This is a genomic window from Ornithinibacillus massiliensis, from assembly GCF_018310345.1.
Classification (GTDB): Bacteria; Bacillota; Bacilli; order Bacillales; family Amphibacillaceae; genus Ornithinibacillus; species Ornithinibacillus massiliensis.
The window spans coordinates 421326-434701 of record NZ_JAGXBY010000002.1; the positions used below are offsets into that span (position 1 = coordinate 421326).

Sequence of the window (13376 nt, forward strand, 5' to 3'; positions counted from 1 at the left end):
TTATTAAAAATGATTAACTATTATTTTTGTTTCTATATCTTCTTGTTTAGATCCTAATAAAAGAATAATCGTTCTTGTATCATCTACTACCTTTAGAATAGGCTGTTGATAAAGAAGTGCTTCTTCATCAACAGTATTTTGTAGTTCTTCTATTAGTTCTCCAGTCTTTGTATCATAGATACGGATGATAAAATCTTGATTTTCTGAACGAAATGTCGCAAAGTATGCTCCTTCATCAGAGCCTGCAATTATACCACTTTCATCTTTATCTGTTAGTGTATGGATGGTTGTTTTTTCTGTCTTCTGTTCCATTACCATCAATCTACCAGTAGCATTCGTGACATCCTCTGCTAATAATATCCAATCATTGTAAGCTATCAATTCTTTACAAGTATAATTATCAAATGTTTGATTAGACAGATTAGAGCCATCTATATTAACGATTCCACAAGTATCATAAGAGGGTTGATCAGGTTGAGATGGCAGTGTCTGTGCTTTGAAAGCTATCTGTGTTCCATCGTTAATAAAACCAATCTGTTCTAATGCTGCTATATTGGAACGATTATCAAAATTTTCAGACTCCAAATCAAGGATTTTTGTCTTTTTTTCTAATTCGAAATCATATATATATAAACCTGAGTGGGTTGCATAGGCCATATTCGTTCCATCATGATTAAAGGAAATTTGTTTTAATGACATTAAAAAATCGTCTTCCTCTAGCAATTGATTGAAGTCAAAATCAGACACTTGTTTTAGATCCTCATTATAGAAAACACCTTGATAATCAGGCTCCCATTCTGTCATACTAACACTATCATCTTCCATTTCTTGAATAACCACGTAGCCATCGTCAATGATCCAAACCCGCTCATTCTCCTTTGATTCTTGTGAAACTTCTGTTAGTATGTTTTCTGTGTCTAAATCATATAAATATAACCTTTCTGCGGATATCAAAACTTTTCCTTTTCCAGCATAGTGCACATGACGTATATCTCCTTGTATTTGCTCCAAACTCGAAATAGTCGCCGTAGATTTAGAAGGAGAGGAAGAATCCGTATTTCCTTCTGTATCTACAGAAGTATCTATGGGATTATCTTTTTCTTCTTCTAGTTCCTCTCCTGTTTCTGGGGCTGTACATCCTACTATGAAAAGTATAAGCAGAATAAATATAGAAATAGTAAATCTTGATTTCATGGCAGATACTCCAATCATTTATATAATAATACGGATGGTGTTTTTAAGGGCGTAAGGACATTCTCATAAAAGTCTCCTGGATTCACTGGTGTTGATACAACATAAAAGGTACTAAAATCATCTAATGTGTCTATATCAATTTCCACATCAATAACAGACACGTCACCTTTAGTCAATTTAGTTTCAAATGAAGTATTTCCTTCTTGATCAGAGAGAGCTTGATGATTCAAATAAAAAGTGTTTTGATATGCTACACCTGGATGACCAAGAATTTTTAACTTCATATGTAAGTTACCTTGATCAGTTATTTGAAAGTTTGTTTCATTGTCTGGTTTATCTTCTATCTCGACGAAGTTAAATACATTAGTATCTAACATTTCTGAATCAATCGTGGTTACTCCACCACCTAACTTTTCTAGAAAATCATCCGTTACAGGTTCAGTTGATATACTAATGTCGTTTAAAATCTTATTTGTTGGAAGGTCATTCAAATTTAGAAATTCAGGTTTCTCATGAAATTCTATTGGACGTATTACAGACAAAGCATGATGATAACCACCATAAGAGGTTGTTTCCTTCATATCTGGTATAAATGAAGGATTGTATATGCTAGTAATCGTTACATTAACAGTTTCTCCTTCTTTTCCAGTAATCGGTGTAAAGATAAATTGAAACGGTGTATCAACACCCTCTTCTTCTAAATCAAAAATATGCATGTATTGATAAGCTGACTCCGTCGTATTAAGTTTATATGGTTGTGCAATGCCGTCTACATATACTAAGAAACCAATATTGGTTGCTTTTCCTTCTGCTTGAACAGAGTAATCTATTACTAGTTCATCTCCATCATAGGTTAAAGGTATTACTTCATCATTATCATCTACTTCTACATTGGCGTAACTATGCCATATAGAGCCCATAATGACTGTATCTTCTTCATCTATTTCAAATGGATTCTCATTATTTTCATTAATTGCTACTTGTTCTTTTTCTTCCTCCACATCATCTTTGGAGCACCCCGTGACAATAAGAAGCAATACAATGAATGAAAACCCATACGTGAAAAGTAATCTTTTGTTCAAAATATATTTCTCCTTTCATGTTTTTGACTTTCCACGATAGTAGCATTACTTACTCTCTACTAACTTAGGATTATCAGATTCGAAATTATTTTCATCATTAGCTATTAATACATACTCCTCAGTCGCATCTTTTAAAATAACCTTTTCCTTCTCTAGAACAGATTTATCCTTCTTGGAAAGAGTCTGATCAACCTTTTTATTTTCCTCATCATCTGTATGGTTTTGTTCTAGCTTACTTTCAGATGCAAAAACAGAATTTTCGAAGGGAAAATCTGGTATACTAATTTTTATCATATGCTTGTACTGAAAGTTAGTACAAGAACTATTGCCAAAATTGAAAATCCTCGTTTTTTATTTCTGGCGTCCATAATGGAGAAAACCCTATGTTTCATCCCTTTCTTTCCACTATAAAAATTTGTAGAGAATTTGCTTTTCACCATTGGTTGTTTTCTAATAACCCCAATGATTGCTTCAACGTATTTCTGTCGACCATTCATGTCTGTACTTTTCACTACTTCTTCATCACAAGAAATCTCGCACTGAATAGCGATTTCTCTTGCTACTAGATAAACGAATGGATTGAACCAATGCAGTGCTGTAGCTAAAAATACTAATGCTTTATACCAAATGTCTCCGCGTTTATAATGGATCAACTCATGCTTTAAAATAAGCGGAAGCTCATCTGGAGGAATGTAGTTTATTGGAAGCAAAATCGTTGGCCGGAAAAAACCAAGCAACATAGGACTAGAAATACCATGACAGGTTTGCAATTCTATCTGTTTCTTAATTCGCAACTCCGTTTGAACCCCATGCAACATATTCAGTACTTGTTCATCATCCACTTTAATGATCCAACGTTTTACCATTTTCAAGAAATGTCTGTGCCGAATTATATGAATTGTGATAAAAACAGCCACACCGACAAGCCATAGCACACTAAATAGAACAGGCCATGAAAAAATTGATAACGTGGTTATTTCATATGGTTTTACGAAATAATTATTTGTTGCAGGCATGAATGTATCAATTGCAATTACTGATTCTAGCCAAGAAAATCTGAATGGAATAATCATCCCTAAAATAATCACCAACCATGCATAATAACGTCCATTTGCTGTAAAAAATTTGCTTAAAAATGGCGTGACCGAAATGTACACAATCGCGATTATTGACATAGCTATAGACACTTCAAGTAACGAAATCATAAATTGCTGCAAAATTAATTCCTCCGTTCTTTAGCCCATTTCAATAATTCATCTAATTCTTTCTCGGAAGGCTCTTTTGTGTTGTACAAAGTGTTGACTAAGCTTAAAAATGAGTTTTTATGATACTGTTTCATAAACTTTTCTGTTTCTAATTCGAGATAATCTTCTTTACTTATCAAAGGATAATACGTACGCTCTTTTCCCTTTTTTTCTGTTCGTAAAAACCCTCTTTCGACTAAACGTCTCATAAGGGTAAGCACAGTTGGTGCTTTCCACTTGCGTTTATCCCCTATTTCTTCCATAATCATCGCTGTTGTGATAGGTGATTCTTTCTCCCATACAACCTTCATAATTTCAAATTCTGCGTCTGGAAGCCTCTTCATATTTTCCATACAAATAACTCCTTTTCTACAATTGTCTTTTTTATATTCTACACTTGTAAAAATATGATAGTCAATAGCTTTAATGAATATTTTACAATTGTCTAAAATAGGAGTGTATCATTCTAACTAATTAGGTCTTGTCGTTAAGCTGTAAAGCATAGAGGAAATGCTAAAAGCAATTGTAATAATGAGCGTGATCCCAGCCCGAAGCATCATAACATTAAACAATTTCATAATTGCCTGTTTATCCATCCCTTCAAAGCTAGGTATCATTGACAATAAGATACTGAAATACAAGCAATGTCCTTGAATGGATATCCTGAATAGAGGAAATAGGAGGATGAATTGTATCCGTAATTATGGTCAATTCTTCAATTATTTCCTCTTCATTCAGTTCGGTATGTCCGATAGGCCCTGCTACGAAGGCTCCATCAAGTTCATACTGTAGCACTGCTTGAATATATTGTTCCGTAAAGCCTGTTTTTAAGGTTAAATCCACATCTGGATAAACTTTATGATACTTTGAAAGCAAGATTGGTAAACAAACTGTCGCCGTTGTTTCCATTGATCCAATTGCTAGTGGGCCACTTGGAGTTTGATTTGCTTGCACCACACTTTTTGTTTCCTCGACAAGATCAAATATCTTTTTGGTTTATGTTAATAACATGCTTCCCTTGGCTGTTAAAGTAGTTCTACGATTATGTCTATAAAACAAATTAGTTTGAAGATCTGATTCTAACTGTTAAATTTCATTTAGCCATCAATATAAATGATATCAACTATCACTTTTATATATTATACCTTATAGCAAATAAGCTATATAATTTAAATATCAGGTTTATTAAAGAAGCTAGTAGCCGTATTTAAAGAGTTAACCTTTCTACCATTAACAGACGAATTTCATCTTTTAGCATAGCATAAATGCACATAAGTTTAAGAAGTGCCCAAAAGGAATACTTATAATATTGAGTACAAGGAGTATTAACTATGTTAAAGAATAAAATGAAAGAGCTTTTAAAAATAGAATATCCAATTATACAAGCTCCAATGGCTGGTGGAATAACAACTTCAAAATTAGTGGCTGAGGTTTCAAATTCCGGCGGTCTAGGAATGATTGGTGCAGGGTATATGACATCAATCCAAATACAGGAACAAATACGGGAAATAAGACAGTTAACATCAAAGCCTTTTGGCATAAATCTATTTGTTCCTAACGACTTTGATATAATAGAGGATCAAATTAAATCAGCTAATCGTCCCTTAAATCAAATTCGAAAGCAATTGAATTTAAAGCCAAAAGAAAGCTTTGAAATTTCTAATTCTCATGATGTTTCTCATACGTTTATGGAACAAATTAAGGTTGTTATAGAAGAAAAGGTTCCTATTTGTTCTTTTACATTTGGTATTCCTTCTCATGAAGTGATGGCAGAATTAAAACAATCTCATATAACACTGATGGGAACCGCTACAACCGTTAGAGAAGCGGTAGAAAATGAAAAAGCCGGAATGGATATTGTGGTTGTTCAAGGTAGCGAAGCAGGTGGACATCGGGGGAGCTTTATCGATAGTGATAAAGAGAGCCTAGTTGGATTAATGTCCCTAATCCCACAGGTTGTCGATAATGTTAAGATTCCAGTTGTAGCTGCTGGCGGAATTATGGACGGGAGAGGGTTAATGGCTTCCATCTGCTTAGGGGCTAAAGGGGTACAAATGGGTACGGCCTTCTTGACTTGTGTTGAAAGTGGGGCAAATCAAGTTCATAAAGAGGCAATCCTCAGCGCTAACGAAGATCACACTGTATTAACGCGTTCCTTTTCTGGTAAATGGGCAAGAGGAATAAAAAATAAATTTATTTTAGAAATGCAGGAACATGAAAAGATTTTACCAGATTTCCCTATTCAAAATACACTAACTCAAGATATTAGAAAAACTTCTGCTGCACGAAATGACCCAGATTTCATGTCACTTTGGTCCGGTCAAAATCTAAGATTAGCTAAAAACCAAACCGTTTCCATGTTAATTAAAAATATGATCGCAGAAGCAAATATATTAAGTTCGTTAGAAGAACTGTGATTTCTTGTATACACAAAAATCTATTAGCTAATGCTAGATTTTTGTGTATACCTAATTGATTATTCCTCCCCCTTTAGCTTAATGAGATAGAAACAACCCAAAAAACATGGTCTACTTATTTTTGATTTCTTCTAATTAAAGTAATTACTCTTTCATTTTGTTTTATAATAGTATTATTTTGCTTTCTAATTGCCGTAAACTCGTTTGAACTACCCCCCACTTATCGACTTACGGTCTCATTGAAGTGGGGAATTCCTAAGAATACCAACCTATCGGTTAGTTATGGATTAGGCTATCCCCGCAGTTCCTGCGGTTAATCGTAATGCTTCGTTACGAAGATTCAAACTTGCGTTAATATCTCTATCGTGACGGGTTTTACAGGTAGGACACTCCCACTCACGCAAAGCAAGATTTTTAACGTCTTTATACTTATGACCACACGTTGAACAAAGCTGACTGGAAGGGAAATTTTTCGCTACGGTCACAACCTGTTTTCCATACCAATTTGCTTTATATTCCAACATTGTGCGAAATTGTGACCAAGATACCTCGCTGATAACCTTAGCAAGATTATGATTCTTTAACATGTTTTTGACAGACAAATCTTCAATACCAATGATGTCGTGGTTTTTGACAATTTCGGTAGAGATTTTATCTAACATATCCTTTCTGGCATTTGCTATCTTTTCGTGAAGTCGTGCCACTTTTACTTTTTGTTTGTTCCAATTGGAAGAACTAATTTGTCGTCTTGAAAGAATACGCTGTGCTTTTGCTAATTTTTCTTCTAATGTTCGGAAGAATTTTGGATTTGCATACGTCGTTCCATCCGAAAGTGTGGCAAAGTCTTTTAATCCAACATCAATTCCAATTGCAGAACCTGTCTTTCCAAGTTGTTCAACTTCTGTTTCGGCTAAAATCGAAACGAAGTATTTTCCAGAAGGGTTACGTCTAATCGTTGCGTTCATAATGCGACCTTCTACTTCACGACTTTTCGCAAAACGAACAAGACCTAATTTCGGTAGTTTAATATGCTTATCCAAAACAGCAATATTCCCATTTACAAACTTTGTTGTATAGGATTGAACCGGATTCTTTTTTGATTTGAAACGTGGTTCGGCGTTTTGGTTTTTGTAATATCGAGTGTAAGAATCGTTTACTATTTCAACTGATTTTTGAAGGGCGATACTATCGACTTCTTTTAAAAACGGATAGTGTTTCTTTAATTCACGAACTACCTTAATGGATTGGTTTTTATTGAAAAACTCACCTTTCCAATTATTTTCAGTCAGTTGACCGTTCTGCACCATTTCATTGACGATGTACCAATAAGCATCTTTACCTTTTTGTTTTCCAACAAAATAGTTGTAAACAAAGCGAGAACATCCAATTGTTTTGTTAATCAGTTCCATTTTCTTTTTACTTGGATAGATTCGGAACTTGCAGGCTTTTTTCACTACCATTGATTTTCACCTCCTTCATTATGTTTGATGGAAACGAATGGATGACTTTACAGAAAAAAGGTTTTACCACTCGTACCCAAGCTATTATTTATCTCATCAACACGCACTCGAACAGTCGGACAATCGAGGTGGCAAGTAAGCCATCCCTTGTCCGAAGGCGATTCATCCCCCACTTACTCATGGGGCTTTACCCTTCTCATTCCTTGAAGATGGGGGTTTTCTCGCCTATTTTAGATAAAAACACAAATAATATTACTGTTATAATGATCAGCACATCAACTTCCCTCTGATTTAAACTCTGCTTCCACGTAAACGCCATCGTTTCTAACCTATAATCTTTTATTTAGTTGACATATTCAAATGCAACCATGGCACCAGTTGCTTCGAGTAATACACTTATTTTTCAGCACTTATAGTATTTAGATTTAAACATTCTATCTCCGAAAAAATTTGTTCCCAACTCCTATTATGTTCCTCCACGTTACACCTATGGATGGAGCTAGATAACTTCATAATTTCCTCTTTTGTAGTATCGTCTATGGTTTCTTGAGATTGAATACTTTGCTGGAAACTCTTTATCGTCTCTTGCAAAGTCAGAAGTTCTGTATGTACTTTTTCCGGGATTCCTTCTAGAATGGGATCGTTTATGTTATCTATACCCCTATCTAAATTAGCGAAATAATAGTTAAGCGTCTCGCGAACCTCTTGTTCCTCCCACTCAATTTCTACCGCAGGTCTTAATCCTAAATAAAGTAGAAGGCTTCTTATACTACTTTCAACCTCTAAATTATATAGGTACATCGTTGCTGATTCTAATTTATCCTTCTCATTTGCATACTTTCCTCGCTCTGCAAGAAGAAAAACAAAAAGAATTAAAATGGTAATAATTAAAATCCACATGATTAACGAACGAAATTTTCTATATGAATAGTTGTCTGACATTAATAATAGACTCCCTTTTTATATTAACTAAACACATTGGCATCGTTATTACTCCTTAAACTACCCTTCCAATTAGCTTTCAAAAGATCGTTCCATATTAAGATGTAATAACAATTCCGGAAATATGGTTGGTTTCCGCATTTGATTTAACCTTTCGCACCTTTTCAAGTTCTTAATACTCGGTTCCATACTATTTTCTATATCAATGGGTAACATAATATTCTGGAATTTTATCACTAGAAAAAAGCGACACTCGGTAATAGACCTCTGTATTGTTAGCAAAAGGTCAAATTACACCGCACCCAATACATTGTCTCGCATTATTTTATAAAAAAGTTCTTGCTCTTCAATAAAAGGAGTGTGGGATGAATTTTCAAAGGTGTACATTTCCTTGTAGGGGGATTCTATTGATTCGTAAAAACGTCTTGCCTGCGTGTGAGTTGTTAGATAATCATGTAATCCTTGGAGTATAAATACTGGGAGGTTAAGTGTTGGAACTAATTTTATCAGATCAATTGTAGACATAGCATGTGCTAATGACTGATAGCTATAATAACTACCACTTAGGATATTCATTCGTTCTTTAAAAGTATAGTTTGGACAGGAGAAAATATCTCTCAGAGTCATAATGAAAGAGTATCCATCACGTTTAAAACCCCCACCATACTTTTCTGTAAACTTTTTTCTTATTACTGCATACGAATGCTTCTTATAATAGTTTTCATCAAATTTTACTTTCTCTATTTGTTTAATGGCGCGTTTATCATTCCGATCCATTGCTGTTTTTAAGATATAATGATATGTCTCTTTTTCAGAATCTTTTTGCGCCCCTATTTGGCCTACACCAATATAAGCGTAGAATAACTCAGGCCGTTTACTTGCGACAATACTACCAAGATAAGTACCCCAGGAATGCCCAATCAAATAAATCTTGTCTTGGGAATACTTTTTCCGTAAATAATTTACTACTTGAATGGTGTCCTCAACCATTTGTTCCAACGTTAGAGGATTTTTGGCTTCTTTATTATCGTACGACATTCCTGTACCTCTTTGATCCCAATAACAGATATCGAATAATTGCTCGAATTTGGTACCATAGGCTTTATTGACTGGATAGACTGGAAATCCAGGACCTCCATGTAAAAATAATAATAATGGTTTTGCTTGATTTAAAGATTCGATAATCAATCCTTGTCGTACCTCATTTATTTCAATATACTCTTTTGTTACTGTCCCTTTTTTATTTATCTGGTTTTTATTAATCAAAGGTTTCTCATAAGACTCTATAAGCATTCTCTCATTTCCTTCCCTTTGTATTGGTCTTGCTGAGTGGTAATGATTATATATTTACTTACTAAGTCTATTATTTTGAATGACACCTAATACAATTAAAAATAATCCAAGGATCAATAATAAACCGACAAAGAAATTATCAAAAATTGCAGGCATATTTGGCTCACCTGGATAAGACCCATTTCCATTCAGTTTAACAGGAAAACTATCACTAACGTATAGAAATACAGCAATAAATCTTTCTGTTGTATATAATACAGCACTTAATCCAATCATAACTATTCCTGAAACAAAACTAACTTTCCCCATTTGAACTACCCCCTATGTTATATTTACACTTAGAGAAACCCCAGTAGGATGAGCCCAATTCCGAACCGGATGCTCCCTTTTCTTATGTACATGCGCCCAAACTCCGGTCAGATGTGCCCTTTCCACATGTACATGCGCCCAAAGTCCAGCCAGATGCTCCCTTTCCATAAGCACATGAGCCTGAAATCCAGCCAGATGTTCCCTTTCCATAAGCACATGTGCCCGATATCCAGCCAGATGCTCCCTTTCCACATGTACATGCGCCCGAAATCCAGTCAGATGCTCCCTTTCCGCATGCACATGCACCCAAAGTCCAGTCAGATGCTCCCTTTCCACATGTACATGCGCCCGAAATCCAGTCAGATGCGCCCATCTCACATGCTCATGCGCCCGAAATCCAGCCAGATGCTCCCTTTCCAAAAGTACAAGCGCCCTTTTCATAAACATCTTTAATGTCGTATACAAACATTTTACGACAGGCAATTGCCATGCAAGTACAGGTTTTCAGCTTCTTGTTGGTAAGATTAATTTCAACCATCTTAAAAAGTTCCATCATTCTACTCTTTTTTGTTCTTGAAATGACAATTCATTAGTTAAGAATTTGTCAAAGTATTCACTAGAAAATTGCTTCCAAACGTCAATAGCCTTTTAATCGGAAAAAGTCTAAAATTCTTTCCCTTTCTAAATAATAATAATAATCGAAAGCACCGTCTATTTCAAAGAAAAATCATCTTATCTTCCACATTTTTGCCACCGTTCAATTTTTAACCCCTCATACACCGCCCAACAATGGTGCTCATGAAAAAGCAGCTCTTCAACATCATTAATATCAATCCACTTCATAAAGTGGTCCTCTTCTATTGGCTCCTGTAGCTTGTTCAATAATGCTGCTAAGTAAAAGTATCCCTCATTTAGTATTGGCTCATTTTTAGTAGATTGAAAATACCTATTTGCCTCACCTATAAAAGAGCCTATTGATACGCTATATCCAGTTTCTTCTAATATTTCTCTATGTAAGCATTCTTGAAAACTCTCATCCTTTTCAATTCCACCACCAGGTAAAAAATAATCTCCTCTTGAAGTGTAGACAGTTAAAACCTTATCTCCGGTAGTGTTGAAAATTACAGCATAAACGCCTTTTCTTAATAGATAATCAAGACCAGCTTTTTTTTCTCCAAAAATCCTAATCATTTTCCCCTCCCTTTGTTCTTTATTGTACCATTTTATCCTTTCAATAATTGCCCTGTTGGCTTGAAAAGCAGAACATTAATATAAGTAGTCTTTAATTGCTTCAACTTCAGTTTCATATCCGGCACATTCACCCAAGAATAAAAGACCACCAATATGATGATCTTTTATTTCACTCAAGTACACTTAAAATATATTAATATTTATTTCTCAAAACATTAAGGGCTTATTATCCTCGAATCTAAAATTTTATCTAAATGGTAAGCATAGCTCCTCTTTTATCAAAAGTAGAATCCGGGTTATATGCAACTTCCCATATATTATTTTCAGGGTCAGCAAAAGTCGATGAGCGAAAACTACCAGTAGGTTCATTTGGTTCAATTATAATATTTCCCCCAAGGCCCCTAACCACTTCAATTGTTTCATCAACTTGAATTGGCTAATCAACATTTATTGAAAATGTAACACCTTTAAAGAAAGTGTTTGGTTTCATAATTTCTAGCCCAGTGTCTCGCGCCAACTTTTCCACGGAATAAAGTGATAATAAAACACCTGCTGTTTTAAAAATCGCATAGTCTACATATCCGTGGTCTGTTTCTTCCCAACCTAAATTATTATAAAATTTACGAAGAAGAGGTAAATCATAACACCCAATCGTTACCAAACTTAATCTTTGAAGAACCAAACAATCACCCCTATTATTCAATTCCTTTATTAATAGTACATGTTTAAAGTTTAAAATATACACTGGTGCAGAAAAAGCTATACTTATTCAGATTGATATAAGATAATTCCGTTCTTACTTTCTTGCAATTAAGAGAAACCTTTTAGAATTTGTTATAATTCCTTTCTCATTTCTATTGTTCTTTATGAAATCACTTAGTATTTCAATGTCCCTACTATCTTGACCAAAATTAGGAATAATTGGTGTATGTTTAAGTAAAAAAATTAGTTCATCTGTACTTTTAATATATTCGATTGCATCATATTCAAATGATTTAATCTCAGAAAACCCTGCCTCACTAAGTTCACGAATATATCGTTCTTTTAATACACCATCCCTTTCATCAAAAGCCTGGCCACGACCAAATGCTTTCTTTAGGTTAAGTTTATCATCTTCACTTACTTGTTGAGTCAAAAACCAACCCCCTTGTTTTAACACCCTAACTACTTCTGTTGATGAAAATGGCGCATGACGACATGAAACTACATCAAAGAAACAGGCGGGAAACTGTAACTGGTCAGACGACATTTGAAAAAACTTCACGTTCGTTACTTTTGATCTTTTTAAATTTGTTAAAGCTGTTTCCAACATGCCTTTAGATAAATCAATTCCAATTAAGAAGAATAATGAAGGTGCAATTTTTATTAAATTTTCAGCGCCACCAGAACCGATATCTAAAAGAACGTCTGTTTTATTACATCTTTTGATTACTTCTTCATAAAAATTCCAATTAACACCATCAGTAAGAGATTTTATATTACTAAAATCCCAACCGTTTATTTTACCGACCTTATCATATAGATTTTCATAGTCAAATTCTCCCATTTTAACACCTCCCAATATCTAAAAAAGTAAGAATACCCACCAATTCAATAAGGTTATCAAGAATTGACTTAGGTTATCATAGAGGATTAACATATTCGCACCTTTATTAAATCTACTCCACCGTTAGCAAGAAATCTCTGTTCTAATATTTTTATAACTCTATCGAAATAGTAAAATAGTAAAAGTCAGCTATAATTACTTTTCAACTAATGGAATTATATAATCAAATATACTCGAGAACTTTACTACAGATGGATATAACTATCTATTTAAATGGTTTTCGATCCACATCTTCAACTTTTCAGCATAAATTGCTCTTTTATCCGGGTTTGTTTGAAATCCTTTTGTAAGATAGAAAAAATCGTTTTTATACCGAGGATACACGTGAAGATGATAATGCCAGACATCCTGACTTCCAGATGGCTCATTAGGCTGACGGGTAGTAATCCCATCACAATTATATGTATTCTTCATTGCGAATGCGGTAAGTTGTGCTGCTCTATGAATCTCAGCAGCATATTCTAGGGGGAGTTCATATATGTTTTCAATGTGCTGATTAGGAACAACTAGAACGTGCCCTTTATTGTTTGGCCACCATTTACTAGCGATAAACGCAGTGTCATATTCATTTTGGAATATCACATATTTTAGTAATCTATATAATCTCTAATTTTCACATGACCAATATACTATCACTC

16 protein-coding genes are annotated in these 13376 nt (G+C 34.4%); 1 reads left to right on the forward strand and 15 read right to left on the reverse strand.

From position 1 onward, the window contains the following. Nucleotides 1–3 precede the first annotated feature (3 nt). From KGF86_RS06360 to KGF86_RS06385, 6 genes are all read right to left on the reverse strand, one after another. Nucleotides 4–1194 (reverse strand): transcriptional regulator, encoded by a 1191-nt coding sequence (locus KGF86_RS06360; RefSeq protein ID WP_211741385.1) that lies wholly within the window; start codon nt 1192–1194, stop codon nt 4–6. A gap of 14 nt (nt 1195–1208) precedes the next feature. Further along, the gene (locus tag KGF86_RS06365) at nt 1209–2276 is read right to left on the reverse strand and encodes a beta-glucanase/beta-glucan synthetase (RefSeq protein ID WP_211741386.1); all 1068 of its coding nucleotides are present in this window, start codon (nt 2274–2276) and stop codon (nt 1209–1211) included. A gap of 45 nt (nt 2277–2321) precedes the next feature. Then, a complete protein-coding gene (locus KGF86_RS06370; protein ID WP_211741387.1) occupies nt 2322–2570 on the reverse strand; it encodes a hypothetical protein in 249 nt (82 codons plus the stop codon). Next, nucleotides 2567–3493: a M56 family metallopeptidase gene (locus tag KGF86_RS06375; RefSeq protein ID WP_211741388.1), complete on the reverse strand. Its 927-nt coding sequence runs from the start codon at nt 3491–3493 to the stop codon at nt 2567–2569. Before KGF86_RS06375 ends, KGF86_RS06370 begins: the two co-directional genes overlap by 4 nt. A 2-nt stretch (nt 3494–3495) precedes the next feature. Continuing rightward, nucleotides 3496–3873 carry a BlaI/MecI/CopY family transcriptional regulator gene (locus KGF86_RS06380; RefSeq protein ID WP_211741389.1) on the reverse strand — a complete coding sequence of 126 codons (378 nt, stop codon included), beginning with the start codon at nt 3871–3873 and terminating at the stop codon, nt 3496–3498. A gap of 253 nt (nt 3874–4126) precedes the next feature. After that, on the reverse strand, nt 4127–4429 hold the full coding sequence (locus tag KGF86_RS06385) for a LysR substrate-binding domain-containing protein (protein ID WP_211741592.1): 303 nt from the start codon (nt 4427–4429) through the stop codon (nt 4127–4129). Between the two features lie 422 nt (nt 4430–4851). Between KGF86_RS06385 and KGF86_RS06390 the strand changes: the two genes are divergently transcribed. After that, complete coding sequence (locus tag KGF86_RS06390; protein WP_211741390.1) at nt 4852–5937, forward strand: NAD(P)H-dependent flavin oxidoreductase; 1086 nt, start codon at nt 4852–4854, stop codon at nt 5935–5937. Nucleotides 5938–6224: 287 nt separating this feature from the next. Here the strand turns inward: KGF86_RS06390 and tnpB are convergent, their stop codons facing one another. The 9 genes from tnpB to KGF86_RS06435 all read right to left on the reverse strand — a co-directional run bounded on the left by tnpB (nt 6225) and on the right by KGF86_RS06435 (nt 13320). Further along, nucleotides 6225–7397, reverse strand: coding sequence for an IS200/IS605 family element RNA-guided endonuclease TnpB (gene tnpB / locus KGF86_RS06395; RefSeq protein ID WP_211741391.1), 1173 nt, complete (start codon nt 7395–7397; stop codon nt 6225–6227). A gap of 396 nt (nt 7398–7793) precedes the next feature. Next, nucleotides 7794–8339, reverse strand: a complete 546-nt coding sequence (locus tag KGF86_RS06400) for a hypothetical protein (protein WP_211741392.1) — start codon at nt 8337–8339, stop codon at nt 7794–7796. Nucleotides 8340–8630: 291 nt separating this feature from the next. Beyond that, nucleotides 8631–9632, reverse strand: coding sequence for an alpha/beta fold hydrolase (locus tag KGF86_RS06405; protein WP_211741393.1), 1002 nt, complete (start codon nt 9630–9632; stop codon nt 8631–8633). A 54-nt stretch (nt 9633–9686) separates the two neighbouring features. Beyond that, entirely contained in the window at nt 9687–9941 is a 255-nt protein-coding gene (locus tag KGF86_RS06410) for a hypothetical protein (protein WP_211741394.1), read from the reverse strand. A 12-nt stretch (nt 9942–9953) separates the two neighbouring features. After that, nucleotides 9954–10406 (reverse strand): hypothetical protein, encoded by a 453-nt coding sequence (locus KGF86_RS06415; protein WP_211741395.1) that lies wholly within the window; start codon nt 10404–10406, stop codon nt 9954–9956. A gap of 267 nt (nt 10407–10673) precedes the next feature. Further along, on the reverse strand, nt 10674–11132 hold the full coding sequence (locus KGF86_RS06420) for an NUDIX hydrolase (protein WP_246521344.1): 459 nt from the start codon (nt 11130–11132) through the stop codon (nt 10674–10676). 436 nt (nt 11133–11568) lie between these two features. Beyond that, nucleotides 11569–11814, reverse strand: coding sequence for a VOC family protein (locus KGF86_RS19255; RefSeq protein WP_246521346.1), 246 nt, complete (start codon nt 11812–11814; stop codon nt 11569–11571). 114 nt (nt 11815–11928) lie between these two features. Then, nucleotides 11929–12678, reverse strand: coding sequence for a class I SAM-dependent methyltransferase (locus KGF86_RS06430; RefSeq protein WP_211741396.1), 750 nt, complete (start codon nt 12676–12678; stop codon nt 11929–11931). Nucleotides 12679–12939: 261 nt separating this feature from the next. Beyond that, nucleotides 12940–13320, reverse strand: a complete 381-nt coding sequence (locus KGF86_RS06435) for an HIT family protein (RefSeq protein ID WP_211741397.1) — start codon at nt 13318–13320, stop codon at nt 12940–12942. Nucleotides 13321–13376 lie beyond the last annotated feature (56 nt).

Excerpts from the sequence above, each read along its gene's own strand:
- KGF86_RS06380 (WP_211741389.1), bottom strand. The coding sequence starts at position 3,873 with ATGGAAAATATGAAGAGGCTTCCAGACGCAGAATTTGAAATTATGAAG.
- KGF86_RS06370 (WP_211741387.1), bottom strand. The coding sequence starts at position 2,570 with ATGATAAAAATTAGTATACCAGATTTTCCCTTCGAAAATTCTGTTTTT.
- KGF86_RS06405 (WP_211741393.1), bottom strand. The coding sequence starts at position 9,632 with ATGCTTATAGAGTCTTATGAGAAACCTTTGATTAATAAAAACCAGATA.
- KGF86_RS06360 (WP_211741385.1), bottom strand. The coding sequence starts at position 1,194 with ATGAAATCAAGATTTACTATTTCTATATTTATTCTGCTTATACTTTTC.
- KGF86_RS06430 (WP_211741396.1), bottom strand. The coding sequence starts at position 12,678 with ATGGGAGAATTTGACTATGAAAATCTATATGATAAGGTCGGTAAAATA.
- KGF86_RS06410 (WP_211741394.1), bottom strand. The coding sequence starts at position 9,941 with ATGGGGAAAGTTAGTTTTGTTTCAGGAATAGTTATGATTGGATTAAGT.
- KGF86_RS06390 (WP_211741390.1), top strand. The coding sequence starts at position 4,852 with ATGTTAAAGAATAAAATGAAAGAGCTTTTAAAAATAGAATATCCAATT.
- KGF86_RS06385 (WP_211741592.1), bottom strand. The coding sequence starts at position 4,429 with ATGGAAACAACGGCGACAGTTTGTTTACCAATCTTGCTTTCAAAGTAT.
- tnpB (WP_211741391.1), bottom strand. The coding sequence starts at position 7,397 with ATGGTAGTGAAAAAAGCCTGCAAGTTCCGAATCTATCCAAGTAAAAAG.
- KGF86_RS06400 (WP_211741392.1), bottom strand. The coding sequence starts at position 8,339 with ATGTCAGACAACTATTCATATAGAAAATTTCGTTCGTTAATCATGTGG.
- KGF86_RS06420 (WP_246521344.1), bottom strand. The coding sequence starts at position 11,132 with ATGATTAGGATTTTTGGAGAAAAAAAAGCTGGTCTTGATTATCTATTA.